Here is a 25,819-nt window from a genome sequence, read left to right on the forward strand (position 1 = left end):
GCCCCTACGCCAATTTCTGCTTGAGGAAGGCGATCGTTCTGCCCCAGGCCAGGTCGGCCGCCTTCTTGTCGTAGCGCGCTGCCGACGTGTCGTTGTTGAAGGCATGGTTGGCGCCTTCATAGACATAGACCGTGTATTCGACATGCGCCGCGTCGAGTTCCTTCTTGAAGGCGTCGATGCCGGCATTGATGCGCTCGTCCAGTCCGCCCTAGTGCAGCAGCAAGGCCGCCTTGATCTTGGACATATCGGCGGCCTTCGGCTGCATGCCGTAATAGGCAACGCCGGCACTGAGATCGGGGGCGTTGATGGCCAGCATGTTGACCGTGCCGCCACCCCAGCAGAAGCCGATGGCGCCGACCTTGCCGTTGCCGTCCTTGTCGCTCTTGAGGAAAGCGACGGTCGCAACACCGTCGGCGATGGTCTGCGCCGGATCGAGCTTGGCGAACATGTCGCGCGCCTTGTCTTCATCGGTTGGCGTTCCGCCGAGCGGCGACAGAAAATCCGGCGCCAGCGCCACGAACCCCTCCAGCGCCACGCGTCGCGTCACATCGCGGATATGCGGGTTGAGCCCCCTGTTCTCATGCACGACGATCACCGGGCCGAGCTTGCCCGCCTTGTCCACCGGCTTGACCAGATAGCCCTTCATTTCGCCGCTGCCGCCGGGATAGCTGATGTCCTCGCCCTTCACCCGCGGATCGTTGTCGGCGACAACAGCCGCTTGCGCCGAATTTGCCGCCAGAAGCGGGGCGATCGCGGCGGCCGCCGCACCCGATCCGGCAAGCCGGGTCAACTGCTCCATGAACCGGCGGCGATCGAGCGTCAGATGCGTATATTCGTCATAGGCGTCGATCATCGCCTGGGTGATGGCGGGCTTGGCGTCGGGTTTCGTCATGGATCGGGTCCTCTGCTTCGGGCTTTAATTGCCAGCTACATAGGGACCAAGCCGGCATGGTCCAGTCGAGCACTCATCGCGGCCGCCGATTGCCTCAGGGCGTAGGCCGCTGGCCGCGTCCCGGCAGTAAAGCCGGTGCCATGCACGGCCGTGTCATCACTTTTTGGTCATTGGCGATAAATCCTGCTGGCGCTGCCACAATCGTGAGGGAAGGTGGCTATCGACGGTATCTTGACCGCGTGCCTACACGTCAAACCCAGAAGGAAGCGATGACCATGACCATGCCTTCCCCGATCCTCGCCAGCGCGCTCGTCCTTGCGGCGGCCGTCGCTTTGGCCCTGTGCTCGATGGTTCTGAACGCAGGCAGACGATCGTTGATCAGGGTCCGCGCTGAGCGGAACCGCAACACGAAAAACCAGGGTTGAGGTGACGCTATGAACGTCCAGGACATCGTCAACACCGTTTCGCAGAAGGCCGGCCTCGACCAGGCGACGACGGAGAAAGTCGTCGGCACCATTTTCTCGGTGCTCGAACACGAGGCGGAAGGCACAAGCGCCTCGGCGTTCTTCGCCAAGATCCCCGGCGCCGACGACCTCGCCCATCAATATGACGTCATGGCCGCCGCTCCGGCCGGCGGTGGCGGTTTTCTGTCGTCGTTGCAGGGCGCGCTTGGCGGCGTTCTCGGCGAGAAGGCCGGCGCGCTGATCAACGGCGTCGCCGCGCTCAAAGCATCCGGGCTCGATATGGCGCAGATCCAGAAGGCCGGCGCGACGCTGATCCAGCAGGCCGAAGCCGCCGCCGGCCCCGACCTGACCAACAAGGTGCTCGGCTCGGTGCCCAGCCTGAAGGGTCATCTGGGGATCGGCTGATCGAGAACGGGCCGATCGGAAGATTTCCCGCCCTCATCGCCCAGTCGGGCACTTTTCCCCGTCACTATACGGGGAAAAGATACCGGCACAGATGATGGGCGGCGCGACCTCTGAAAGATCGCGTTACCCTGTCGCCCCTACTTCGGCAGCGCGTAGGCCATCACATAGTCCCCAGGCTTGGTGCCGACCGAACCGTGGCCGCCGGCAACGATGACCACGAACTGGCGGCCGTCGGCCACCGTATAGGTCATCGGCGTCGATTGCCCGCCAGCCGGCAGCCGCGCCTGCCACAGCTGCTTGCCCGATGTCAGGTCGTAGGCGCGCAGATAGTCGTCGACCGCGGCCCCCAGGAAGGCGACGCCGCCAGCCGTGATCATCGGCCCGCCGATGCCCGGCACCCCGACTTTCAGCGGCAGCGGCAGCGGCGTCATATCGTAGACGGTGCCGTTGCGGTGCTTGTAGGCGATCTTGCCGGTCCTGAGATCGGCGCCGGCGACATAGCCCCAGGGCGGCGCCTGGCAAGGAATGCCGAGCGGCGACAGGAACGGTCCCATCACCACCGCATAGGGCGCGCCCTCGTTGCGGTTCAGCCCCTGCTCGCTGCCGCGCCCTTCGTCCGGCGGCGGCACCTGATCGCGCGGGATCAACTGCGATTTGAACGCCAGGTAGGTCGGCATGCCGAACAGCACCTGCCGGACCGGATCGACGGCGACGCCGCCCCAGTTGAAGGTGCCGAAGTTGCCGGGGTAGATCAGCGACCCCTGGACGGAAGGCGGCGTATAGCGACCCTCATAGCGCAGGCCCTGGAATTCGATCCGGCAGGCCAACTGGTCGAACATGGTTAGGCCCCACATGTCGGCGCCGGTGAGCGGCTTCGGCATGAAGGTGAGATCGGAGACCGGCTGCGTCGGCGATGTGTGGTCGCCTTCGATCGCGCCGCCCGGCGCCGGCACTTCGTTGACCGCAATGACCGGCTCGCCGGTGCGGCGGTCGAGCACATAGAGGTCGCCCTGCTTGGTCGGTCCGACCAGCGCCGGCACCACCGTGCCGTCGGGTTTGATGATGTCGATCAGGCTCGGCTGTGCCGGTACGTCCATGTCCCAGAGATCGTGGTGCACGGTCTGCCGCACCCATCGCACCTGACCGGTGTTGAGGTCGAGCGCGGTGATCGACGACGAGAACTTCTCGACATTGGCACTGCGCCCGGCGCCGAGCTGGTCCGGCGTCTGGTTGCCGAGCGGCACGTAGAGCAGGCCGAGCTTCTCGTCGGCGCTCGGCGTCGACCACATGTTGGGCGAGTTGGCGGTATAGGTCTGGCCGGCCGGCAGCGGCGTCGTCTGGTCCGGATTGCCGGAATCCCAGTTCCACACCAGCGCGCCGGTGGCAGCGTCGTAGGCGCGGATGACACCGGACGGCTCCTGCGTCGAATAATTGTCGTTGACCGCGCCGCCGACAATGATCTTGCCGCCTGATATCAGCGGGGCCGAGGTCGAGTAGTAATAGCCCGACTTCGGATAGGGCATGTTGGTCAGAAGGTTCAGCGTGCCGCCCTCGGCGAAAGCCGGGCAGACCTGCCCGTTGGCGGCGTCGAGCGCGATCAGCCGCGCGTCCGAGGTCGGCAGGTAGACGCGGGTCGCACAGGGCTGCCCGGCGGCGCCGGCGGCATCGGCATAATAGGCCACGCCGCGGCAGGTCTGGTGCTGGCGGTCCTTGTCGAGCTTGACCTTGGGATCGAAGCGCCATTTCTCCTTGCCGCTCGCGGCATCGATGGCGATGGCGAAATTGTGCGGCGTGCAGATGTAGAGCGTGTCGCCGATCTTCAGCGGCGTCACCTGATAGGTGGTCTCGCCGACATCGTCCGGACCCTTCACGTCGCCGGTCTGGTAGGTCCACGCCGGCTGCAGCTTGGCGACATTGTCAGGCGTGATCTGGTCGAGCGGCGAATAGCGCTGGCCGAACTGCGTGCGGCCGTAATAGTGCCACTCGCCGGCCGGCACATCATTGCCGAGATTGGCGTTGGCGACCACCTTGTCGGTGCCGAGTTCACCGGCAATGTCCTTCGGGTCCGATGTCATCGAATAACCGGCGACGGCCAGCGAGGCCAGCACGGCAAGGATCAGCGGTGCGCGCCCGTCAGGGCCGGCAAGACCCCGCCTCGCCCACGGCGTCAGCAGCCACAAAGCGAGAAGCACGATGATGCCGCCGCGCGGCCCGAGTTCCCACCAATCGAAGCCGGTTTCCCAGACCGCCCAGGCCAGCGTGCCGAGCACGATCACCGCGTAGAGCCACAGTGCGGTGGACCTGCGCCGGTAGAGCAGCCAGGCGGCGATCAGGAAGGCAAGGCCGGCAATGACATAGTACCAGCTGCCGCCCAGCATCGCCAGGCGGATGCCGCCGCCGCCGAGTGCCAGGCCGATGAGGAAAAGAATGAGGGAGGTGATGGTGACAGCCAAGATGATACTCCTTCGACTGTTGCGCTTCGCGGCGCGGCCATGGCAACCCGGCATTGCGTCGCTGCCCGAAGCACAACTTTCTCCTGACGGTCCCGCCTGTCAAGCACGGGCCTCAAGCGCAAGCCGCAATGGTCCATCGCAATTGGGATAACATCGACCGCAGTGGGAGCGCGGGGCAGCAATCGGGCACTTTAGCGGAACAAAACGTAGACAGTTCTGGTCTTTCCCCACCGAATCACTACATTCGGGGCAATGTCCGGCTTTTCCGAAGACATGCCCTTTTTCGACGAACCCAATGCGCGGCCCACGGCCCCGTCGGGCATCGCCGCGCGCGCCATGGCTGCCCGCAGCGGACACAACAACGCACCCGACTATCTGAAGGGCCTCAACCCGGAGCAGCGGCTAGCTGTTGAAACAACGGAGGGGCCGGTTCTGGTGCTGGCCGGTGCCGGTACCGGCAAGACCCGCGTGCTCACCACGCGCATCGCCCACATCCTCGCCACCGGCAAGGCGTTCCCGTCGCAGATCCTCGCGGTAACCTTCACCAACAAAGCCGCGCGCGAGATGAAGATCCGCATCGGCGTGCTGATCGGCGAAGGCGCTGTCGAGGGTATGCCATGGCTCGGCACCTTCCACTCGATTGGCGTCAAGCTGCTTCGCCGCCATGCCGAACTCGCCGGTTTGCGCTCCGACTTCACCATCCTCGACACCGACGACGTCGTGCGGCTGATCAAGCAGCTGATCCAGGCCGAAGGTCTGGACGACAAGCGCTGGCCGGCCAAGCAGTTCGCCCAGATGATCGACGGCTGGAAGAACAAGGGGCAAGGCCCGGCCGACATCGCCGAGGGCGACGCCCGCGCCTTCGCCAACGGCAAGGGCCGCGAGCTCTACAAGGCCTATCAGGAGAGGCTGAAGACGCTGAACGCCTGCGATTTCGGCGACCTGCTCTGCCACCCGATCCGCATCTTCCGCGCCAATCCGGACGTGCTCAAGGAATACCATAAGCGCTTCAAATACATCCTCGTCGACGAGTACCAGGACACCAACACCGCCCAGTACATGTGGCTGCGGCTCCTGGCGCAAAGGCCGGATGCCGGGCGCAAGCCTTCGGCGACTAATCTCCAATCGGCCGAAGGCCGCAAGGACGACCGTCCGTCCGAGCCGTTGCGAGGCCCCCGCGGAGGGCCCGCGCCGGCAGGCGCGGAACAGCCCGTGAGCGTGAATATATGCTGCGTCGGCGATGACGACCAATCCATCTATGGCTGGCGCGGCGCCGAGGTCGACAACATCCTGCGCTTCGACAAGGATTTTCCCGGCGCCACCATCATCCGGCTGGAGCGCAACTACCGCTCGACCGCGCACATACTGGGGGCCGCCTCCCACCTCATAGCCCACAATGAGGGCCGCTTCGGCAAGACGCTGTTCACCGACCGCAACGAGCCGGAGGACGGCAAGGTGCATGTCCACGCCGCCTGGGATTCCGAGGAAGAAGCGCGCGCCGTCGGCGAGACCATCGAGACCTACCAGCGGCAAAAGCACAATCTCAACGACATGGCGATCCTGGTCCGCGCGTCCTTCCAGATGCGCGAATTCGAGGATCGTTTCGTCACGCTCGGTCTCAACTACCGCGTCATCGGCGGTCCGCGCTTCTACGAACGCATGGAAATCCGCGATGCGCTGGCCTTCTTCCGCGTCGTCGCCCAAGGCGCCGACGACCTCGCCTTCGAGCGCATCGTCAATGTGCCGAAGCGCGGCCTGGGCGAAGCCACCATCCGCCAGATCCATGACACCGCGCGTGCGCTGCGCATCCCGATGCTGGAGGCCGCCGCCAAGCTCGCCGAAAGCGACGAGTTGAAGCCGAAGCCCCGCGCCGCCTTGCGCGAAGTGGCGGCCAATTTCGAACGCTGGCAGAAGGCGCTGGAAACCACGCCGCACACCGAACTCGCCGAGACCATTCTCGAAGAGAGCGGCTACACCGACATGTGGAAGAACGACCGCTCGGTTGAAGCCCCCGGCCGGCTGGAGAACCTGAAAGAGCTGATCCGCTCGATGGAGGAGTATGAATCGCTGCGCTCCTTCCTCGAGCATGTCGCACTGGTCATGGACGCTGAGCAGAACGCCGGGCTCGACGCCGTCTCGATCATGACGCTGCATTCGGCCAAGGGCCTCGAATTCGAGACCGTCTTCCTGCCCGGCTGGGAAGAAGGCCTGTTCCCGCACCAGCGAGCGCTCGATGAAGGCGGCCGCTCCGGGCTGGAGGAAGAGCGCCGGCTTGCCTATGTCGGCCTGACTCGCGCCAAGAAGAACCTGCATCTGTGGTTCGTCTCCAACCGCCGCATCCACGGCCTGTGGCAGTCGACCATCCCGTCGCGCTTTCTCGACGAACTGCCGGAAGCCCATGTCGAGGTCGCCGAAAGCGGCAACAGCTACGGCGGCTATGGCAATTCCTACGGCGGCGGTTCTTTTGCCTCCGGCCGCGGCGGCCAGGGGGCAGGACGGCAGAACCCCTATGGCGCCTCGCGCTTCGACAATGTCGGCGCCGACAGCGAAAAATCCGGCGCCTTCTCCAACACCTATGCGACGCCGGGCTGGCAGCGCGCCCAGGCCAACCGCACCGAAGCCACCGACCGCAACTGGGGCTCGCGCTCCGGCCACCAGGTCGAGCGCATCGGCTATGGCGAGACCGATAGCGGCTACGGCGCCGGCCGCACCTCCGTCAAGGGCCGCACCATCGACGGCGAACTGGTCGCCAAATCCGTCTCCGACACGCCCTCCGCTTTCAACGTCGGCGACCGCGTCTTCCACCAGAAATTCGGCAACGGCAACATCTCGGCCATCGAAGGCAACAAGCTGACCATCGACTTCGACAAGGCCGGCCAGAAGCGCGTGCTGGACGGGTTTGTGGCTGCGGTGTGAGCGGTTGCTTGCCCTACAAGCGACCATTCTCTGGCGGAAGCCCCCACCTTCGTCATCCACGGGCGGAGCAGGAGCGAAGCGACGTCGCGGAGACCCGAGGATCCATGCCGCGACCTTCGCCCAGAAATGCAGCGGAGCAGAATTCCACAACCGGAGCGGTACTTTTAAGTCGCGGCATGGATCCTCGGGTCTGCGCCGCGTCGCTACGCTCCTTGCTTCGCCCGTGGATGACGAAATGATGGGCGTCCGCGCAAGGCATGCGGTCCGCCAACGAAACAGCCCCTCACCGATACCGCGCCTGGTTCCACTTATGCCCCAGCAGTGACAGGATGATGATCAGGCCGTTGAAGAACTGGACGTAAAAGCCGCTCAGGCCTGCCGCCACGACACCGGTCTGGATGAACGACACGGTGACGGCGCCGATGGCGCCGCCGACCACGGTGCCGATGCCGCCCCAGGTCGGCGTGCCGCCGACGAACACCGAGGCCAGCACCGGCAGGAGATAGCCGTCGCCGGCGGTCGGCCACCAGGTGAAATTGATCATCACCGAGAAGGTGCCGGCGATCGCAGCACCAATGCCGACGAAGACGAACACTTTCACCCGCACGCGCTTGACGTCGATGCCCATCTGCTGGGCGCTGTCGGGGTTGTCGCCGACCACCCTCACCTGCGCGCCGAAGCGATGGCGGTTATAGAGCATCGCCGACAGCACGACGAAACCGATGGCCCAGAAGATCTGCACCGGAATGCCCAGCAGCTGGCTTGAGAAGATCGTGTAGGCCCAGCTGTCGCTGAGGCTGGTCAGCGCCATCGACTTGCCTTCGTTGATGATCTGGATCAGGCCGCGCAGCAGGAAATTCATGCCGAGCGTGGCGATCAGTGAAGACAGCCCGCCATAGACCACCAGCGAGCCTACCAGGAAGCCGAGCAGCATGCCGGTGACGAGCGCCGCGGCGATGCCGAGAAACGGATCGTAGCCGGCCTGCACGACCAGCGCGAAGACCCATGAGGCGAAGCCCATCGTTGCCGGAAACGACAGGTCGATCTCGCCGCAGGTGACGACGAACACCAGCGGCACCACCACGAACAGCGCCACCGGCAGCGTCGTCAGCACCGAGCGGTAGAGATACCAGGTGGTGAAGACGGTCGGGTTGGCGATCATGAACACCGCCATCATGACGATGAACACGGCGAGCGTGCCGAGCGCGGCACGGTTGTCGAGGATGAAGCCGCGCATCCAGTGATCGGATGGGTGTTTCCACTCTTTCTGGGCACTGGGGCGGGGAATGCCGGCGGACGGCTCGTGCAGGTCGGGCTCCATGGTCTTGCTCATCGTGCTCTCTGCTCCGCGTCGCCGGCATCGTGCAGCCCGGCCAATCCGCCGGGATGCGCGACCTCTTCCATGAAGTTGATGAGATCTTCGGCCGACTTGACCTCGCTGCGGTCGGTCGTCAGTGCGACCTTGCCGCGGTCGAGCACGACGAAGCGGTCGGCGATGTCGAAGACATGATGGATGTTGTGGCCGATGAACAGGATCGAGCGGCCGCTCGCCCGCACCTGGCGCACGAAATGGAACACCTTGGCGGTTTCGGTCAGCGACAACGCCGTCGTCGGCTCGTCGAGGACGATCAACTCCGCCTGCTTGTAGATGGCGCGGGCGATCGCCACGCCCTGGCGCTCGCCACCCGAAAGCTGGCCGACGATCGACTGCGGCGTGAACACTTTCGAGGTGAAGCCGATCTCGCGCATCAGCCGGCTTGCCTCCTCGATCTCCTTGTTGACCCTGAGAAAGCCCAGGAATCCGGTCAGCTCGCGGCCCATGAAGATGTTGCGAACGATGGTCTGCTGCACGGCCAGCGCCCGGTCCTGGAACACCGTCTCGATGCCGGCCTCGCGCGAACGCGCGGCGCTCCACCCGGTCACCGGCTTGCCGCGCACGAGGATTTCGCCACTGGTCGGCTTGACCACGCCGGAGAGGATCTTGATCAGCGTCGACTTGCCGGCGCCATTGTCGCCGAGCAGGCCGACGACCTCGCCGCGGTCGACGCTGAGATTGACCCCGCCCAGTGCATAGACCTGGCCATAGGATTTGCTGATGTCGCGCAGTTCGATGAGGCGTTCTGCCATCGGATCCTCGCTTTGATTGTCGCTTGCCGGCTTCGTCGCCAGCGGTCCCACCGGCCGGGGCCTGAGATCCCGGCCGGCGGCTTGGGAGGTCAGCGCAGCGCCTGCTTGGCGAGCTCGGCGACGATCTCGTAATTTTCGGGCGTGACGAAGCCGGCGCCGGTGTCGACATTCATCGGCGCCAGCCCCAGCACCACCTGCTGGCAGAGGCTGAGGATCGGCAGATAGCCCTGCAGGAACGGTTGCTGGTCGGCGGTCAATTGCACCCAGCCGCCCTTGAAGCCCTCGACGATCTGCGGACTGGTGTCAAAGCCGAAATTGAAGATCTCGCCCGCCTTGCGTCCCGCCGCCTGCATGTAGGTCGAGACATTGCCGAGCATCTGCCCGCCGGGATAGCCGACCGCCTTGACGTCGGGATTGTTGAGCAGCGCCGCGGTGATCACCGGAATGGCCAGATTGGGATCGGACGCCCATTCGCCGCTCGGCGGCGAGGACAGCTGGATGACCTCGACGCCGGCCTCCTTGAGCGCCGCCACCGTGCCGCGCTCACGCGCGCCGCGGGCCTCATTCTCGAACGGGCCGATCATGATCGCCTTGTCGCCGGCCTTCAGCTTGCCGAGCTTGAATGCCTCGGCGCCGAGCGCGCGGCCCTGTTGCTCCTGCTGGGCGCCGACATAGCCGCCGCCGAACGCCGCCGTCACCGTTGGCACCGGCACGTTCTGGTACATCATCTTGATGCCGTCCTTGTGCGCCTGTTTGGCGAGCGGCATGATCGACGCGTCGCCGGGGTGGCCCATCATGGCGATGCCGTTGGGCTTGACCGCAATGGCCTCGCGCAGTTGCTGCACCATCTTTTCGATGTCCCACTGGGAGAAGATGTAGTCGACCTTCGGCCCGAGATCGGTCTCTGCCTGCTTGGCGCCATTATAGACGATGGTGCCGAAAGCGTCGCCCTCGGCGCCGCCGACGAAGAAGCGGATGTGGACATCCTTGCACCATTTGGCGTCGAGCGCCTGCGCGGGCAAGGTGGAGATCGCAGCGGCAAGCACCGTGGCGGCGGCCACGACGGTCGAGCGCAGAACGGTCCTTCTCATCGTCATGCTCATGCACTTATCCTCCCTTTTTGTCCTCGCAAGCGAGGGGTTTCGACATTCGCTTCGGCAATGCGCGCTACAGACATCCCGGCCGGCTCCTCCCGCCGGCCGATCCTCACATCGGGTTCGGCAGGTAGCTGGCCCCTCCCCGGCATTGCTTGAGATATTCCAGCGCCCGCACCTGGCCGGTGATCTCGAGGTCGCCGCGATAGACCGGGTCGTGCCAGCCTTCGATATCGATGGCCCCCTTGTAGTCGGCCAGTCGCAATTCGCTGATCACCCGGGTCCAGTCGCTGTCGCCGAAACCGGGCGTGCGCATCTGCACGAAGGGCAGTCGGCCGAACACGCCATGCTCGCGGATCACGTCCCAACGCACCGTCGCGTCCTTGCCGTGCACATGGAAGATGCGCGGCGCCCATTTGCGGATCTGCGGCATCGGATCGATCAGATAGACGAGCTGGTGGCAGGGCTCCCATTCGAGGCCCAGATTGTCGTCCGGCACTTCGTTGAACATCATCTCCCAGGCGTCCGGATTGTGGGCGATATTCCAGTCGCCGGCGGCCCAGTTGCCGTCCATGGCGCAGTTCTCGAAGGCGATGCGGACGCCCTTGTCGGCGGCGCGCTTGGCCAGCGGTCCCCAGACCTCCTTGAAGCGCGGCAGGCTGTCCGGCAGAGGCTTGCCGCGCAGACGGCCGGTGAAGCCGCTGACCATCGAGGTGCCGAACAGATGCGCGTTGTCGATCACCGTCTCCCAGGCCTTGAGCACGCCGCGGTCGACCTCGCCGTCTTCCAGCGGATTGCCGAACACGCCGAGCGAGGACACGGTGACGTCGGCATCGCCGATCGCCTCGCGGATCTGGCCGGCGAGAAGCGGCAGGTCCTTGCCGCCAAGCGTCTGCCAGAAGAAGGGTTGGATGCTCTCGAAGCCGAGCGGCAGGATCTGTTTGACGTAAGCCGCCGGGTCGTCGAGATTGGCCCGCACCATGGTGCCGATCCGGATGTCGAGAAGCGGGTTCGGCGTCATTGTGCGTCCTCTGCGATTGTCACGCGGCGGCCGGTCTCGGCGCTTTCGATGGCGCCGAAAACCATGGCCAGGCTCTTGATGTTGTCGGCGCCGCGCGTTTCCGGCTCGGTGCCGGTCTCGATGGCGTCCACGAAATCCTGGAGAATGCCGAGATGGCCGCCGACGCGATCGGACGCATCGAGCGGCGGCACCGCGATCGGCTGGGTTTTGTCGAACATTCCGTCGCGGCCCGGCATCACTGCTTCTGCCCTCAGGTCGTCATGACCGTCCCAGATGAGGCTGCCGCGCTCGGCGACGATGCGCCATGTACTTTCCCAACTGGTGCGGAAGCCGGCGGCGCACCAGCTGCCGGCATAGGTGAAGACCTTGCCGCGGCCGAGATCGAAGACGGCGCTGGCCGACGATCCCTGCCGGTACCAGGAATTGGCCGGCTCCCATTCCTGGCAATAGACATTGGCCGGCTCGCCGGCGACCATGTAGCGGGCGGCGTCGAAGGTGTGGATCGCCATGTCGAGCAGCAGCACATGCGCCATCTCCTCGCGAAAGCCGCCGAAATGCGGCGCGACGAAGAAGTCGGCGTGGATGCTGGTCGGCGTACCAATGGCGCCGGAATCCAGGAACCTGCGGATGCGCCTGACATCGGCGACATAGCGGCGGTTCTGCACGACCGCATGGATGCGCGCGGCGCGGCGCGCGGCCTCGACGATGGCGCGCGCATTTTCCCGACTGTCGGCGAGCGGCTTTTCCGTCAGCAGATGGCAATTGTGGGCAAAAGCGGAAAAAGCGACTTCGCGCCGGGCGGCTGGAACCACCACGTCGAACACCGCTTGCGGTTTGGTCTGGTCGAGCACGGCGTCGAGATTGCTGCCGATGACGGCATTGGTGAGATCGTATTCGCGCGCCCTCGCCCGTGCCCTCTCGGCATCGAGATCCACGAGGCCGACAAGGGTGAGCCCGTGTATCTGCCTGATGGCATCGAGCCAGGCCTTGCTCATCGCTCCGCAGCCGACCAGGACGACATCGATCATCCAGCGCTCCTCCTCCGCTCGGTCCCTCCAGACCGATCGTCACGGCATTCACGGCAGGACCGTAAACGTTTTTCCGTAAACGTTTACGAGAACACACCCGAAGGCGTAGAATGTCAATTGGCCGTTGGCGAAAATCGTCCTGTCGCCTTGGCCTCAGCGGCCACCGGTGCTAGCCAAGCAAGGGGAGTACAGTCACTTGGCATCCAGCATTCACGACCTTGCCCGTCACCTGAACATTTCGATCGGCACGGTGTCGCGAGCGCTGAACGGCCGCGCCGACGTCAATGCCGACACGCGCCAGCGCGTGCTCGAGGCGGCCAGGACGCTCAACTATTCGCCGAACCAGTCCGGCCGCAGCCTGAGGCAAGGCGCCACCCATTCGATCGCCTTCATGCTGCAGCCGCATCCCGGTGACCAGCAATATGGCGAGCCGTTCTTCATTCCATTCCTGATCGGGCTGCAGGCCAGGCTTGCCGAAAGCGGGCTCGACCTGACCGTGGTCATGGGGGCGCCGGGCGACTACCAGCAGGAGCGCCTGCGCCGTGTCGTCGAAACGCGCCGCGCCGACGCGGTGCTGCTGGCCTGGACGCGGCGCGAGGACGAGCGCATCGACTATCTCACGCAAGCCGGCTTTCCCTTCGCCACGCTCGGCCGCAGTCGCTCCGGGGCCAAGTCCTATCCTTCCCTCGACCTCGATTTCGAGAAGGCCGGCGCCGACGCCGTCGACCGCCTGGTGGCGCGCGGCCACCGCCGCATCGCAGCCGTCCGTCCGTCGCTCGACCTCAACTTCGGCTATTTGTTCCTGGCCGGCTACCGCAAGGCCCTAAAGCGGCACGGCATCGAGATCGACCCCGAGCTGATCGCCTCCGGCTTCATCAACGAGGCCGGCGGCTACGAGGTGACGCCTCAGGTGATGCGCTCCAAGGCCCCGCCGACCGCCATCATCTTCAACAATGACGCAATGGCGCTGGGCGGCTGCAAGGCGCTGGCCGAGATGGGCATCAGGCCGGGTCAAGACATGGCGGTGACCGTCATCGTCGACACGCCGCTCTGCCGCTATTTTTCCCCGGCGCTGACCGCCTTCCGCCCGGCGCTGGAGCCAATGGGACAACGCCTCGCCGAAATGCTGCTGGCGTCGCTTCCCGCCTTCGCCGGCCCGGAGGGGCCGCGGATCATCCGCGAGGTCTGGCCGCTGGAGCTGGTCGCACGCGACAGCGATTGATGGTGGCAGCAGGACCGCCGATGTCGTCCTCCCCTCAAACAGCACACCGGTGCCGCAGTGCACCGGCCGCAACCTTGAATGCGCGGGAGGCGCTGTAGGCTCCGGATCGCGCCACAACCAGGGCGATCAGCGAGAGCCGGCCTTAAGACACCGGCGCCGCTCCGCCCTCTGCCGTGCGCCGCGCGATAAACTCATCCAGCACGCCGGCGGTGGCGGCAGCCGTTGCCGGCGGCGCGAAATCGGAAAGCACCCGCCTCCAGACGCCGGTGGCGCGCTCGCTCGCCGTCTTCGACCCACTTTGCGTCCAATTGCCGAAATTCGACCAGTCGGCCACCAGCGGTTCGTAGAAGGCGGTGCGGTAGCGCACCATGGTGTGGCCGGCCGAGAAGAAATGGCCGCCCGGCTGCACCTCGGCGATCGCCTCGAAACCGATGGCATCGCTGTCACCCGGGGTTACGGCACAGAGTTCAGCCACCGTCTGCAGCGCCTCGATGTCGGTGATCAGCTTCTCGAAGGAGACACTGAGGCCGCCCTCCAGCCAGCCGGCGGCATGGATGCACATCGTCGCCCCAGCCAGTACCGAACCCCACAGCGCGAACTGCGTTTCGTGCGCGGCCTGCGCATCCGAGATGTTTGCGGCACTGCCGCCGCCGGACCGCCACGGCAGTCCGGTGAAGCGCGCCAGCTGGCCGGCGCCCAGCGTCGCCTTGACATGCTCGGGCGTACCGAAGGCCGGCGCACCGGATTTCATGTCGACATTGGAAGAGAACGAGCCATAGACGACCGGCGCACCCGGCCGCACGATCTGCGCCAGCGTCAGCCCGGCCAGCGCTTCGGCGTGCTGCAGCGTCAACGCGCCGGCCACCGTGATCGGCGCCATGGCGCCTGCCAGGCAGAACGGCGTGATGACGGAGATTTGGCCCGCGCGGGCGAAATCGATGATGCCTTGCGCCATCGGGATGTCGAGCTGGCGCGGCGAGTTGGTGTTGATGACGGTGTAGCAATATGCATTTGCCAGAAACTCGTCCTGCGACAGGCCGCGCGCCAGACGAAGCATCTCGAACCCGTCCTGGACTTGCGGCGTGCCGCGCGCGAAGACGAATGGAAACTTGTCCGACAGCGTCAGCTGCGCGCGGTTGACGGCATAGTGCCGAAAGCGGTTGTCGACATCCTGCGGTTCGATGCAGGGCCCCAGCATATGCAGCACGTCGAAATGCTGCACCAGCCGCATGAGATCCTCGAAATCCGCCAGTGTTCCCGGCCGCCGGCCGCGCTCGAGATCGGTGACGTTCGGCGCCCCGCATCCGGCCAGGAAGGTCATCGAGCCGAGCTCCAGCGTCAGATCGCGGGCGCGCGAACCGGCGTGAGCGTGGATCGATCTCGGCGCCGAGGCGAGTGCCGTCGTCACCATGTCGCGCCCGATGCGCACCATGTCGGTGTCCGGATCGACCAGCGCGCCGGCGCTGGCGAAAAGCTCACGCGCCTGCGGCAGCAGCACCTTGATGCCGAGCTCTTCCAGCACCCGCAGCGCGGTGTCGTGAATCGCGGCCACCTGATCGTCCGAAAAGATCGGCTGCGGCAGGAACGGGTTCTTCAGCGAATGGTAATTCGGCCGGCGGCTGCTTTCGCTGCCGGCCTCGCCCGTGCGTCCACGCCGGCGTTCGCGCCTGCCATCCCGTGCCGCGTCATCGACCATCGGAAATCCTCCTCATTGCCGCATTGCCTTGCCCTCGGGATCGTAGGGCGAGGCCGCGACGACATGCGCCGGCCGTTCCTCACCCACGACATTTACGGAGAGCGCGGTGCCCTCGCCTGCAACATCGCGGTCGACCAGCGCCAGCGCCAGGCTCTTGCCGACCGTATAGCCATAGCCGCCCGACGTGACGAAGCCGACGCGTCGGCCCTGATACCAGACCGGCTCGAAGCCGCTGGCGTCGGCGTCGAACGCATCGATTTCCAGGGTCACAAGGCTTTGGCCGCTACCGGCCTCGCGCTGTTTCAAGGCAGCTTCGCGGCCGATGAAGTCGCTCTTGCCGAAAGCGATGAACCGGTCGAGACCGGTCTGGCCCGGCGTGTAGCCTTGCGTGAATTCGCGCGACCAGATGCCAAAGCTCTTCTCCAGCCGCAGCGCATTGAGCGCATAGTAGCCGATTTCGGCAAGGCCCAGATCCTCGCCAGCGCCCAGCAGCGTGTCGCGCAGAGTGGCATGCATGGTCACGGGGCAACTGATTTCGAAGCCGAGTTCGCCTGATATCGACAGCCGCGCAACACGTGCCTGCACCATGCCGATATCAAATGCGCCGCAGGCCATGAACGGCAGCGCTGCGCCGGAAACATCCTGATGCGTCGTTCGCTCCAGTATTTTGCGCGCGTTCGGCCCGGTCAGCAGAAAGCCGCTCATCGTGTCGGACAGGTCGGCGACGGTGACGCCTTCAGCCGCATGGCTCTCGAACCAGCGCATGTGGAATTCCCGGAGATAGTAGGAGCCCATCAGCCAATAGCTGCCGCCGCCCCAGTTGAAGACGGTGAGGTCGCCCTTCAGCCGTCCGTCAAGACCGAGCATTGGCGCCAGGCCGGCCCGTCCGGGTTTCGGCAGCTTGCAGGCGAGCAGCCGGTCGAGCCAGGCTTCCGCACCTGGCCCCGCCACCGCATAGCGCGAATAGGCCGAGATATCGACGAGACCGGCGGCGCGCCGCACCTGCAGCGCCTCGTCGCCGACGATGTCGAAGGCGTTGGAGCGCCGCAGCGTCGTGTTCTCGGCAAATCCCATCGGCGCGAAATAGGCCGGGATTTCCAGCCCCCAGGAAGCCGTCCATTCGCATCCCGCGGCCGTCATGCCGTCATAGGCGCCGGGGCGTTTCAGCGGCCGGCCGGCGGGCAGCCGTTCATTGGGAAAGGTCATGACGAAGCGGCGCGAATAGAACTGGCGCGTGGTCTGCTTGAGATATTCCCGGTTGGCGGCGAAGGCGCCGTAGCGGGCGATGTCCATGCCAAAAATGTCGGCCTGCGGTTCGCCGTAAATCATCCATTCGGCCAGCGACTTGCCGACGCCGCCGCCCTGGCTGAAACCGGCCATGACGCCGCAGGCGACCCAGTAATTCTTCAGCCCCCGCACCGGCCCGACAATCGGATTGCCGTCCGGGGTGAAGGTGAAGGCACCGTTGACCCATTTGCGGATGCCGGCAGTCGCCAGGCAAGGGAAGCGCTCATGCGCCTTGGCGAGTTCCGGGCTGATGCGATCGATGTCTTCCGGGATCAGCTCGATGCCGTAGTCCCATGGCGCACCATCCATGTTCCAGTGCTTCGGATTCTGCTCGTAAACGCCCAGCAGCACGCCCTTGCGCTCCTGCCGGAGATACGAAAAGCCATCGAGATCGACGGCGATGCCGATTTCCCTGTCCAGCGCCGCGATCTCGGGAATGTCCTCAGTGATGAAATAATGGTGCTCCATCGGCGTCACCGGCAGGTCGACGCCGGCCATGCGGCCGAGCTGCTTTGCCCACAGCCCGCCGGCATTGACGACATGCTCGGCGATGATGGTGCCCTGCTCCGTGATGACATCCCAGCGACCGTCGGCGCGCGGCTTCAACTCGACGACCCGGTTGCGCAGGATGATGTCGGCGCCGCGCTTCTTCGCAGCACCCGCATAGGCATGCGTCGTGCCGTACGGGTCGAGATGGCCTTCGTTGGAATCATGCAGCCCGCCAAGCACACCGGTGACGTCGACGATCGGGCAGATCGTCTTGATCTCATCGGGCGTTACCAACCTAGCGGTCTCGATGCCGACCGACTGGAACACCGCCCAGGCCGATTTCAGCCACTCCCAGCGCGCGGGATCGCTGGCGATGTTGACGCCGCCCTTCATGTGCAGGCCGATATCCCAGCCGGATTCGGCCTCGATCTCCCGGTAGAGATTGATGGTGTAGTCCTGCAGCGCCGCCACGTTGGGATCCGCGTTGAGCGAATGGAAGCCTGCCGCCGCGTGCCACGTCGAACCGGCCGTCAGTTCGGCGCGCTCGATCAGCGCCACATCCCTCCAGCCGAACCGCGTCAGGTGATAGAGCACCGAGGCTCCAACCACGCCACCTCCGATGACGACTGCGCGGTAGTGCGACTTCAAGGCTTCCCCTCCACGGTTAGTCCGAAGGCTGGAGCATATATTCACTGGACATAAGTGTCTAGTGCCGCGCGCGCGCATCGTTTTTCGTCGACCGCCGGCATGCACCGCGCGCTGTCACGTAAGCATCATGTTCGCGCCGTAGACCGCGTTTCGGGGAGGCCTGCGCGGCATCATCGATGTCGCGCCTCGCGGCACATCCGTCACAAAGAGGATTATCCATGAAACACCTGTACCGAACCGCGTCGCTCGGCGTCGCGCTGGCCTTGTTCACCGCCTTGACGCCGGCGCTCGCCGACAGCACCGCGACCGTCGGCGGCCTCGTCAACAAGGGGCTGGTCGGTGTCGGCCGCATCCCGGCCGCTCAGCGCGACAAGTTCGGCGAGACCTTCGGCTCGGGCTCCGGCATGGCGATCGACACATCAGGCTGGACGCACGGCGCCGATGGTTACAAGGGTTCGCTCTGGCTGCTGCCCGACCGCGGCTACAATGTCGTCGGCACCACCGACTACCGGCCGCGCCTCAACACCATCGGCATAGAATTCATGCCGACCGCATTGGGTGCCGCACCCGCTGCCGGCCAGGAGCAGACGGGCGTCAAGGCGACGCTCGCCGACACCATGCTGCTCACCGACGACAAGGGCGCTGATGCCACCGGCCTCGACCCGCTCAACGGCGTGCGCGCGGCAAGCGGCGACATGCCGATCCTGCCGCAAGCCGACAATGGCAAGCTGGCGCTCGACAACGAGGCGATCGTGCGGCTGCCCGATGGTTCGATGTTCATCTCCGACGAATACGGCCCGAACATCTATCGGTTTTCCGCCGACGGGCATCTGCTGTCGGCAACCCAGCCACCGGCCGCCCTCGTGCCGATGCGCCACGGCACGCCGAACTTCGCCTCGGACAATCCGGGACCCGGTGCCGCCGAGCCCGATCCGAAGGATCCCGAAACCGGCCGCCAGAACAACCAGGGCCTTGAAGGCATGGCACTGACGCCGGACGGCAAGTTCGTGATCGCCGTGCTGCAGTCGGCGACAAGGCAGGACGGCGGCGATTCGCCCGCCACGCGCCAGAACACCCGCGCCCTGGTCTACGACGCATCCGACCTCGGCCATCTCAAGCTGGCGCATGAGTATGTCGTGCCGCTGCCGGTGTTCAAGGATGCCAAGGGCAAGACCAAGGTCGCCGCGCAGAGCGAGATCGTGGCACTGTCGGATCAGACCTTCCTGATGCTGGCGCGCGACAGCGGCAACGGCCAGGGCCTGAAGGGCGATGCCTCGCTCTATCGCCAGGTCAACGTCGTCGACCTATCCACCGCGACCGACATCGCCGACAGCGCCTTCGATGCCGCTGACAAGCCGGTCGCCCCCAAGGGCGTCGTCGACCCATCGGTGACACCGGCCAAGCTGACGCCATTCATCGACATCAACGACAGTGCCGAGCTCGGCCGCTTCGGCCTGCACAATGGCGCGCCGAACGACAAGAACAACCTGTCCGAGAAGTGGGAGGCGATGTCGGTGGTCAGCGTGCTCGATGCGAAGCTGCCCGACGACTACTTCCTGTTCGTCGCCAACGACAACGACTTCCTTGCCCAGGACGGTTTCCAGGTCGGCGCGCCCTACAAGGCGGAAGACGGCGCCAATGTCGACACCATGTTCCTGGTCTATCAGGTCACGCTGCCGGGTCTGGCCAAGAAGTAACGACCACTGCACGGACGGGCGCGCTTGGCGCGTCCGCTGGGGCAGCGGCTGATATGAACGGGGGGCAGCGGCTTTCAGCCGTGCGGCGCGTTCGCAAGGGTGCATCTCGGTCCCGCCTGCGATATCATCGTGGACTGGATCCAAATCACCATCCGCCGAGCTGCCCGCCATGGACGAAAAAATGCCCGCGCGCCGGGGCACCGGCGACCTGACCAGCGGCCCGATCCCGCGCACGCTTCTGCTGTTCGCCCTGCCGGTGCTCGGCTCCAACGTGCTGCAGTCGCTCAACGGTTCGATCAACGCCGTCTGGGTCGGCCGTTTCCTCGGCGAATCGGCGCTGACCGCCACCTCCAACGCCAACCTCGTCCTGTTCCTGATCCTCGGCACTGTGTTCGGCATCGGCATGGCGGCCACCATCCTGGTGGCCCAGTCGGTCGGTGCCCGCGACCTGCCCGAGGCGCGCCGCATCGTCGGCACCAGCGCGACGTTCTTCTTCCTCGTCTCGGTTGTCTTCGCGGTCTGCGGCTGGATCTGGGTCGACGCCATTCTCAACACGCTCGGCACACCGGCCGATGCCTTGCCGCTGGCGCGCTCCTATCTGCGCATCATCTTCGTCGCCGTGCCGATGATGAACCTTCTGTCCTTCGTCATGACCGTGCTGCGCGGTGCCGGCGATTCACGCACGCCCTTCTTCTTCATGGCGCTGGCCGTCGTCCTCGACATCGTGCTCAACCCATTGCTCATCGCCGGCATCGGGCCGTTTCCCGAACTCGGTATCGCCGGCTCCGCCACGTCGACGCTGATCGGCCAGACGGTAAGCGTGATCGCCATCCTGATCGTGCTCTATGTGCGCAAGCATCCGCTGCGGCTGGCCGGCGCCAACCTCGCTCTGCTGCGGCCCGATCCCACCTTGCTGCGCATCGTCGTCTTCAAGGGCGTGCCGATGGGTCTGCAGATGATCGTCATCTCCGCGGCTGCATTGACAGTGATGGGCATGGTCAACTCCAACGGCTCGCAGGTCGCGGCCGCTTACGGCATCGCCGCCCAACTGTGGACCTACATCCAGATGCCGGCGCTCGCCATCGGCGCCGCGGTGTCCTCGATGGCGGCACAAAATGTCGGCGCCGGGCGCTGGGACCGGATCGGCCGCATCGCCGCCTCCGGCGTCGGCTTCAACCTGGTCCTGACCGGCGCGCTGGTTGCCGTGCTGTCGGTTTTCGACCGTTCGGTGCTGAGCCTGTTCCTGAGCAGCGATAGTGCTGCGATCGACATCGCCGTCCACATCAACAATGTCGCCTCGTGGTCGTTCATCCTGTTCGGCATAACCATCGTGCTGTTTGCCACCGTACGAGCCACGGGTGCCGTGATGCCGCCGCTGATCATCCTGGTCATTTCGGTGCTGATCGTGCGCACCGGCTTTGCCTATTTCATGCGTGGCGTGATCGGCGAGGAAGCGCTGTGGTGGAGTTTCCCGGTGGGTTCGATCAGCTCGCTTGTACTGGCCGCTGCCTACTACCGTTTCGGCCGCTGGCGCACCACGCACATGATCGAGAACAGGCCGGCCGCCGGCGAGCCGCCGGACACCGGTCTTGGCGTGCCGCGCGGACGCGCGCATCTTTCGCCTGAAACACCGAACGGCTGAAGCCAACCCGGTTCCGCTGGACAGCTCCAGGGCTCAACGCCCGTGTTGTTTCAGCTCAAAAGCCGGTGCCACCAACGCAAACGCCACGATCACGCCGGCGAATGCCAGGCTGGCAGTGATAGGACTGGCATAGGTCGAAACGATGCCGATGCCGATGACGGGCAAGGCGTTGCCGACAAAGCAGCAGATGAAGAAGCTGGACACCACTTCGGCGCGACGAGCCTTTGGCGCGATCTCGTTCACCACTTGCAGCCCGCCACGGTAACCAAGCGCCGCCGCAACGCCGCAACAGGCCGTCGCAGCAACCATCAGTGCCATCGAGGCCAGTGTCTGCGCCGCCACCACCAACGAGACGCTTGGGATCATCAATGCCAGCGCAGCCAGCATCGCTTTGTTGCTCTTCATGTGCATCAGAACGACAATGCTGATCGCGGTGACGATCGCCAGTTCGAAGAACAGCGCGCCGGCGACGGCGTGGTTGGTCACATGCAGCTGCTGCGCCAGGATGCTCGGCGCCAACGCGGCGTAGAACCCGACCAGCGCCATCGCGCCGAAGCCGGTCACCGCCGGCGCGACGAAGCGCGCACGGATTTCCTCCGGGACGGAAAGTTGCGGCCGCAAGGAAAGCCGCCGCAGGCCGCCCGGCTTCGCCACCGTTTCGCGAGTGCGCCAGACCAGGATCGTTACCACCAAAAGTGCTGCCAGATAGACGATGAAGATCAGCCGCAACGGCCATGGCTCATATTCAGCCAGAAGTCCCGAAATCAGTGCGCCGAAGCCGAGGCCGAGGAAATTGGTGCTGGTGGCGATCACACTGGCGCGCGACTTGTCCGCGCCGGGAAGAAGCTCGGCAATCCACGCAGTTCCGGTCCCCGCGCCGACGCCGATGCCAAGCCCGCTCAGGATGCGGGCGACGTCGAGCGAGACGACGTTTCCGGCAAACAGGAAGACAAGCGCACTGACGATGGCGACAAGCATCGCCGCCAGGCTCGCGGGCCGGCGCCCGACGACATCGGACACCCCGCCGAACATCACCAATGCCGCCAGATTGCCGACGACATACACGGCGTAGATCAGCGTCAGGGTGATTTGTGAAAAGCCGAATTGCTGCTTGTACACGATATAGAGCGGCGTCAGCACCGTGCTGCCGGCAAACAGCACCGCAATCATCGCGGCGACGGTGGGGATTGCAAGAGCGTCGCCACCTACTCCTTCGTGCGTATGCGCAAAATTGCGAATGGCCATGGCCAACCTCGTCACCAATTTCGGGGATCGAGGATTTAACGCGGTTTCATCCACGACGTTCCAGCCGACAGGGAGGCTCCTGACAGCACCGTGGACATTGCTTGAGCGGGATATCTGCCGGCTGAACAGGCTCGGATCGGGGCCAGCGGCTCCGATCCGTCATCTATCGCTCAACCGGTCGGCCTCACCTGCAGGGGAAGCCGGGCGCGATCTTGCACTTGCCGGGGCGCGGCTTGTGCGGCGGGCGATGGTGCGGAGGACGGTGCGGCCTGTGCTGCCAGTGCGGCCGATGCGGCGGGCGCACGATGATGATCGGCGGGCGAACGATCTGGGAGCGTTCGAGATAACCGGCGCTGGCCCAGCCGCTCACGCCGCCGCCGTGGATTCTACACCAGCCCGGCTGGCAGCCGGTGACATTGACCCTGAAGCCGGCGGGCAGCGTTCCGACCCTGGCGTATCCCGCTCCCGGCCCGCTGCGGACGTTGAGGTTGGTCGAGGTGTGGGCGCTGTAGGCGAAGGCCGCGGCCGACGTCCCGAAGACCGCGGCCAGGATGGTCGCGACCACAAGCAGAAAACGAAATCTCATCAGTCCCCTCCATTCGAATCCCAGCCGTACATCTGCTTCGGCCAAGACTGCCCTGCAAGAGGAGCGGCCAAGCCAAGAAAAGTCAACGGTGGGCGGCCGTAATCGTCCTGACCAGCGGGACTGATGCCGGATTTTCCTTGGACATGGTTGAGGAATTCCCCGGTTGCCATTTATTGGCTCCCCAACATCCGCTAGCGTTTACTCTCTCTTTCGACAATTCATCGCGGGCAAAGGTGGGATCCATGGGCAAAGGCAGGGTCGAGGCATTCACCGATGGTGTCGTGGCCATCATCATCACCATCATGGTGCTTGAGTTGAAAGTGCCGCATGGCGAGGACTTCTCCGCCCTGGTGCCGTTGTGGCCGATCTTCTTCTGCTACGTGCTGTCCTTCATCAATGTCGGCATCTACTGGAACAACCTGCACAACATGTTCCACGCCGTGCAGCGGGTCGACGGGCGCGTGCTGTGGGCCAACCTCAATCTGCTGTTCTGGCTGTCGCTGATGCCGGTGACCACAGCCTTCATGGGCGAGAACCACTTTGCGCCGGTGCCGGTCGCGGTCTATGGCACCGACCTCGCGCTATGCGCCATCGCCTACACCATACTCGCCGCCGCGCTGCATCGCCTGCACGGCAATGATACCGCTTTTGCCAAGGCGCTGGGTACTGACCGCAAGGGGAAGCTCTCCCTGGCTGTCTACATCGCAGCCGTCGTGCTGACCTTCGTCAGCCAGTGGATCGGCGTCGCGCTCTATGTGCTGGTCGCGATGATATGGCTCGTACCGGATACGCGCTTTGCGCGGGTGATTGAAAAGTAGCTGTCTTCACGCATTTTCAAGGCAAAGCGTTGCACGTCTTTCCCAGAGTTGCGCTACTTGCGCATCGCTTTCAGTTTTTCCGCCACCGATGCGGCAAGGTCGGCATAGCGCTCCTCCAGCCGTTCCGCGGCCTTGATGATCGAGAAATCATGGCCGAACTTTTCCAGCGCCATGCGCAGCTTCTCGACGAACTCGGCTTGTTTCTCCAGGGCGGAAAAGAGCGTCTTCACCTGCGTTTCGCTGATGTCGGGATTGGCCAGCATCTGCGGCACCTCGCGGCCCATCTGGTCGCCAATGGCGGTCTGTTCTTTCAGGATTGCAACCCAGTCCGTCAATCAGGAAATCTCCGTTTGTCCCCAGGGCTAAAGTTTGTTTTGTCCCCAGGGCAAAATCTCTTTTGCGGAGGCAAAGGGCAACATGCGCAGCCTCGACCGAACTGGTCAACCCGACAAGGCGAGCAGAGGCTTGCACCGACCGGTTCCGGCGCTAAGTTCGGCGCATCGAACAAGGAACCCATCGCTCATGATCACCGACGCCGAGATCCAGACCGCCCTGCCCGCGCTTGCCCCGGGCAATGCCGCCGTGATCACCGGCGCCGCCAGCGGCATCGGTCTGGCGGCCGCCAAGCGGCTTGCACTGATGGGCATGAAGATCGTGCTGGCCGACATTGGCGGCGCGCGGCTTGACGACGCCTCGCGCGCCGTTTCTGCGATTGCCGGCGACGATGCCGTGCTTGCCGTCGCCGCCGACGTTTCGAAGGCGGATGAGGTGGACCGCCTCGCCGAGAGGGCGTTCGGCGCCTTCGACGGCGTGTCGCTGCTGATGAACAATGCCGGCGTCGGCGACAATCCCGGAAAGCCATGGGAAAACCGCGACGCCTGGAAACGGCTGCTGGACATCAATTTCTGGGGCGTCGTGCATGGCGTGGAGGCCTTCGCGCCGCGCATGCTGGCCTCGGCCGGGCCGGGTCTGATCGTCAACACCGGCTCCAAGCAAGGCATCACCACGCCGCCCGGCAATCTTGCCTACAATGTCTCCAAGGCAGGGGTGAAAACCTTCACCGAGGGCCTGGCGCATGCGTTACGCAACGAACCCGGCGCCCATGTCGCTGCCCATCTGCTGATCCCCGGCTTCACCTTTACCAGCCTGACCGAGGGCGCGACGGAAAAACCGGCCGGCGCCTGGACCGGCGAACAGGTTGTGGATTTCATGCTGGAATCCCTGACCAGAGGCGATTTCTACATCCTGTGCCCGGACAATGAGGCGGCCCGCCCGCTGGATGAAAAGCGCATGGCCTGGGCGATCGGCGATATCATTGAGAACCGCCCAGCCCTGTCGCGCTGGCATCCGGACCACAAGGACAGTTTCGCGGCGTTCATGAAGGGCTGATTTTCAGGCCGCCTGCTTTTTCGACCCGCGCTTTTTCGCCACAACCTTCTTCGCCGCCATGTCGGCGATCTGTTCGTCATGCCGCTTTGCAGCACGCTCGCATTTGGCGCGGATTTCCTCGACTTCGGATTCGGTCAGATGCTCGATGCCGATGAAGTGGTTGTGGCCCTTGCCGACCCGGATCAGTTCGTCGAGCTTGGCCTGGATCGCCGCGCCGTCGCGGTTCTGAGTGTTCTGGATCAGGAAGACCATCAGGAAGGTGATGATGGTCGTGCCCGTGTTGATGACGAGCTGCCAGGTGTCCGAAAAGCCGAAGAACGGACCGCTCACCGCCCAGACGATGACGATCAGGCAACAGAGGGCGAATGTCGGCGGCAGGCCGGCTATGCGGGCGACCCAGTTGGCGACCTTGGTGAAATGCTTTTCCATCTATCGAAATCCTCAACGCTGCGGCGCGATGAGAACAATCAGCGACCGTTTCAGGTTCCCGATGCAAGCAAATACCTCAGGTACAATTGCCTACACGCATAGGGAGAATAGCCTGGAAAACACGCCTTATGGGTTCAATGTCACAATGACCCTGCAGGCGAGAGTGCCTGTTCCTTCCGCTTCACAGCGGTTTAACTCCAGCCCCTTCCGCTGCGCCACCCCCGCATGGCGGAAGGGGTTTCAGTCCGGCGGGCCTTGAAGCGCGTCGCCC

At 64.8% G+C, this 25,819-nt stretch carries 19 protein-coding genes and 1 pseudogene; 7 read left to right on the plus strand and 13 right to left on the minus strand.

What is annotated here, in order from left to right; translation table 11 throughout:
- Nucleotides 1-4: 4 nt before the first annotated feature.
- Nucleotides 5-892 (minus strand): annotated as a pseudogene (locus NKH06_RS22190) (dienelactone hydrolase family protein).
- Between the two features lie 434 nt (nucleotides 893-1,326).
- Here NKH06_RS22190 and NKH06_RS22195 point away from each other — a divergent pair.
- Nucleotides 1,327-1,761 carry a hypothetical protein gene (locus NKH06_RS22195; protein WP_127260274.1) on the plus strand — a complete coding sequence of 145 codons (435 nt, stop codon included), beginning with the start codon at nucleotides 1,327-1,329 and terminating at the stop codon, nucleotides 1,759-1,761.
- A gap of 137 nt (nucleotides 1,762-1,898) precedes the next feature.
- On the opposite strand, the gene NKH06_RS22200 is transcribed toward NKH06_RS22195, so the two are convergent.
- Nucleotides 1,899-4,214: a glucose/quinate/shikimate family membrane-bound PQQ-dependent dehydrogenase gene (locus NKH06_RS22200; protein ID WP_352442259.1), complete on the minus strand. Its 2,316-nt coding sequence runs from the start codon at nucleotides 4,212-4,214 to the stop codon at nucleotides 1,899-1,901.
- A 252-nt stretch (nucleotides 4,215-4,466) separates the two neighbouring features.
- On the opposite strand from NKH06_RS22200, the gene NKH06_RS22205 reads away from it, so the two are divergent.
- A complete protein-coding gene (locus tag NKH06_RS22205) occupies nucleotides 4,467-7,130 on the plus strand; it encodes an ATP-dependent helicase (RefSeq protein WP_352894006.1) in 2,664 nt (887 codons plus the stop codon).
- Nucleotides 7,131-7,413: 283 nt separating this feature from the next.
- On the opposite strand, the gene NKH06_RS22210 is transcribed toward NKH06_RS22205, so the two are convergent.
- The 5 genes from NKH06_RS22210 to NKH06_RS22230 form a co-directional block, all read right to left on the minus strand.
- Nucleotides 7,414-8,463, minus strand: a complete 1,050-nt coding sequence (locus tag NKH06_RS22210; RefSeq protein ID WP_023813109.1) for an ABC transporter permease — start codon at nucleotides 8,461-8,463, stop codon at nucleotides 7,414-7,416.
- Nucleotides 8,460-9,257, minus strand: a complete 798-nt coding sequence (locus NKH06_RS22215; protein WP_023813110.1) for an ATP-binding cassette domain-containing protein — start codon at nucleotides 9,255-9,257, stop codon at nucleotides 8,460-8,462. Before NKH06_RS22215 ends, NKH06_RS22210 begins: the two co-directional genes overlap by 4 nt.
- Before the next feature lie 89 nt (nucleotides 9,258-9,346).
- Nucleotides 9,347-10,360, minus strand: coding sequence for a substrate-binding domain-containing protein (locus tag NKH06_RS22220; RefSeq protein WP_023813111.1), 1,014 nt, complete (start codon nucleotides 10,358-10,360; stop codon nucleotides 9,347-9,349).
- Nucleotides 10,361-10,463: 103 nt separating this feature from the next.
- Complete coding sequence (locus NKH06_RS22225; protein ID WP_352722477.1) at nucleotides 10,464-11,372, minus strand: sugar phosphate isomerase/epimerase family protein; 909 nt, start codon at nucleotides 11,370-11,372, stop codon at nucleotides 10,464-10,466.
- Complete coding sequence (locus tag NKH06_RS22230; RefSeq protein ID WP_352892565.1) at nucleotides 11,369-12,400, minus strand: Gfo/Idh/MocA family protein; 1,032 nt, start codon at nucleotides 12,398-12,400, stop codon at nucleotides 11,369-11,371. Before NKH06_RS22230 ends, NKH06_RS22225 begins: the two co-directional genes overlap by 4 nt.
- Before the next feature lie 196 nt (nucleotides 12,401-12,596).
- On the opposite strand from NKH06_RS22230, the gene NKH06_RS22235 reads away from it, so the two are divergent.
- Nucleotides 12,597-13,622: a LacI family DNA-binding transcriptional regulator gene (locus tag NKH06_RS22235; protein WP_128303515.1), complete on the plus strand. Its 1,026-nt coding sequence runs from the start codon at nucleotides 12,597-12,599 to the stop codon at nucleotides 13,620-13,622.
- A 142-nt stretch (nucleotides 13,623-13,764) separates the two neighbouring features.
- On the opposite strand, the gene NKH06_RS22240 is transcribed toward NKH06_RS22235, so the two are convergent.
- Together NKH06_RS22240 and NKH06_RS22245 are read right to left on the minus strand one after the other, a co-directional pair.
- Nucleotides 13,765-15,318 carry a trimethylamine methyltransferase family protein gene (locus NKH06_RS22240; RefSeq protein WP_128303514.1) on the minus strand — a complete coding sequence of 518 codons (1,554 nt, stop codon included), beginning with the start codon at nucleotides 15,316-15,318 and terminating at the stop codon, nucleotides 13,765-13,767.
- Between the two features lie 12 nt (nucleotides 15,319-15,330).
- The gene (locus NKH06_RS22245) at nucleotides 15,331-17,742 is read right to left on the minus strand and encodes a GcvT family protein (RefSeq protein ID WP_128303513.1); all 2,412 of its coding nucleotides are present in this window, start codon (nucleotides 17,740-17,742) and stop codon (nucleotides 15,331-15,333) included.
- A gap of 218 nt (nucleotides 17,743-17,960) precedes the next feature.
- Here NKH06_RS22245 and NKH06_RS22250 point away from each other — a divergent pair, with 218 nt between their 5' ends.
- Together NKH06_RS22250 and NKH06_RS22255 are read left to right on the plus strand one after the other, a co-directional pair.
- Nucleotides 17,961-19,439: an esterase-like activity of phytase family protein gene (locus NKH06_RS22250; RefSeq protein ID WP_352753408.1), complete on the plus strand. Its 1,479-nt coding sequence runs from the start codon at nucleotides 17,961-17,963 to the stop codon at nucleotides 19,437-19,439.
- 169 nt (nucleotides 19,440-19,608) lie between these two features.
- Entirely contained in the window at nucleotides 19,609-21,081 is a 1,473-nt protein-coding gene (locus NKH06_RS22255; protein WP_128303511.1) for an MATE family efflux transporter, read from the plus strand.
- A 33-nt stretch (nucleotides 21,082-21,114) separates the two neighbouring features.
- On the opposite strand, the gene NKH06_RS22260 is transcribed toward NKH06_RS22255, so the two are convergent.
- Complete coding sequence (locus NKH06_RS22260; protein WP_352753405.1) at nucleotides 21,115-22,326, minus strand: MFS transporter; 1,212 nt, start codon at nucleotides 22,324-22,326, stop codon at nucleotides 21,115-21,117.
- A 184-nt stretch (nucleotides 22,327-22,510) separates the two neighbouring features.
- A complete protein-coding gene (locus NKH06_RS22265) occupies nucleotides 22,511-22,912 on the minus strand; it encodes an SH3 domain-containing protein (protein WP_023813119.1) in 402 nt (133 codons plus the stop codon).
- Nucleotides 22,913-23,154: 242 nt separating this feature from the next.
- On the opposite strand from NKH06_RS22265, the gene NKH06_RS22270 reads away from it, so the two are divergent.
- Nucleotides 23,155-23,730, plus strand: a complete 576-nt coding sequence (locus NKH06_RS22270) for a TMEM175 family protein (protein ID WP_127293041.1) — start codon at nucleotides 23,155-23,157, stop codon at nucleotides 23,728-23,730.
- A gap of 53 nt (nucleotides 23,731-23,783) precedes the next feature.
- Here the strand turns inward: NKH06_RS22270 and NKH06_RS22275 are convergent, their stop codons facing one another.
- Nucleotides 23,784-24,065, minus strand: coding sequence for a hypothetical protein (locus NKH06_RS22275; RefSeq protein ID WP_023813121.1), 282 nt, complete (start codon nucleotides 24,063-24,065; stop codon nucleotides 23,784-23,786).
- Nucleotides 24,066-24,252: 187 nt separating this feature from the next.
- Here NKH06_RS22275 and NKH06_RS22280 point away from each other — a divergent pair, with 187 nt between their 5' ends.
- The gene (locus tag NKH06_RS22280; RefSeq protein WP_352753403.1) at nucleotides 24,253-25,119 is read left to right on the plus strand and encodes an SDR family NAD(P)-dependent oxidoreductase; all 867 of its coding nucleotides are present in this window, start codon (nucleotides 24,253-24,255) and stop codon (nucleotides 25,117-25,119) included.
- 3 nt (nucleotides 25,120-25,122) lie between these two features.
- Here NKH06_RS22280 and NKH06_RS22285 read toward each other — a convergent pair whose 3' ends face one another.
- Nucleotides 25,123-25,548: a low affinity iron permease family protein gene (locus NKH06_RS22285; RefSeq protein WP_127320442.1), complete on the minus strand. Its 426-nt coding sequence runs from the start codon at nucleotides 25,546-25,548 to the stop codon at nucleotides 25,123-25,125.
- Nucleotides 25,549-25,819 lie beyond the last annotated feature (271 nt).

Origin of the sequence: Mesorhizobium sp. M1342 (genome assembly GCF_040317955.1) — a bacterium.
Taxonomy (GTDB): Bacteria; Pseudomonadota; Alphaproteobacteria; order Rhizobiales; family Rhizobiaceae; genus Mesorhizobium.

What these genes read in the sequence shown, in the direction of transcription:
- NKH06_RS22255 (WP_128303511.1), top strand. Translation starts at nt 19,609, where the DNA reads ATGGACGAAAAAATGCCCGCGCGCCGGGGCACCGGCGACCTGACCAGC.
- NKH06_RS22210 (WP_023813109.1), bottom strand. Translation starts at nt 8,463, where the DNA reads ATGAGCAAGACCATGGAGCCCGACCTGCACGAGCCGTCCGCCGGCATT.
- NKH06_RS22285 (WP_127320442.1), bottom strand. Translation starts at nt 25,548, where the DNA reads ATGGAAAAGCATTTCACCAAGGTCGCCAACTGGGTCGCCCGCATAGCC.
- NKH06_RS22205 (WP_352894006.1), top strand. Translation starts at nt 4,467, where the DNA reads ATGTCCGGCTTTTCCGAAGACATGCCCTTTTTCGACGAACCCAATGCG.
- NKH06_RS22225 (WP_352722477.1), bottom strand. Translation starts at nt 11,372, where the DNA reads ATGACGCCGAACCCGCTTCTCGACATCCGGATCGGCACCATGGTGCGG.
- NKH06_RS22280 (WP_352753403.1), top strand. Translation starts at nt 24,253, where the DNA reads ATGATCACCGACGCCGAGATCCAGACCGCCCTGCCCGCGCTTGCCCCG.
- NKH06_RS22215 (WP_023813110.1), bottom strand. Translation starts at nt 9,257, where the DNA reads ATGGCAGAACGCCTCATCGAACTGCGCGACATCAGCAAATCCTATGGC.
- NKH06_RS22270 (WP_127293041.1), top strand. Translation starts at nt 23,155, where the DNA reads ATGGGCAAAGGCAGGGTCGAGGCATTCACCGATGGTGTCGTGGCCATC.
- NKH06_RS22265 (WP_023813119.1), bottom strand. Translation starts at nt 22,912, where the DNA reads ATGAGATTTCGTTTTCTGCTTGTGGTCGCGACCATCCTGGCCGCGGTC.
- NKH06_RS22240 (WP_128303514.1), bottom strand. Translation starts at nt 15,318, where the DNA reads ATGGTCGATGACGCGGCACGGGATGGCAGGCGCGAACGCCGGCGTGGA.
- NKH06_RS22250 (WP_352753408.1), top strand. Translation starts at nt 17,961, where the DNA reads ATGAAACACCTGTACCGAACCGCGTCGCTCGGCGTCGCGCTGGCCTTG.
- NKH06_RS22230 (WP_352892565.1), bottom strand. Translation starts at nt 12,400, where the DNA reads ATGATCGATGTCGTCCTGGTCGGCTGCGGAGCGATGAGCAAGGCCTGG.
- NKH06_RS22260 (WP_352753405.1), bottom strand. Translation starts at nt 22,326, where the DNA reads ATGGCCATTCGCAATTTTGCGCATACGCACGAAGGAGTAGGTGGCGAC.
- NKH06_RS22195 (WP_127260274.1), top strand. Translation starts at nt 1,327, where the DNA reads ATGAACGTCCAGGACATCGTCAACACCGTTTCGCAGAAGGCCGGCCTC.
- NKH06_RS22220 (WP_023813111.1), bottom strand. Translation starts at nt 10,360, where the DNA reads ATGAGCATGACGATGAGAAGGACCGTTCTGCGCTCGACCGTCGTGGCC.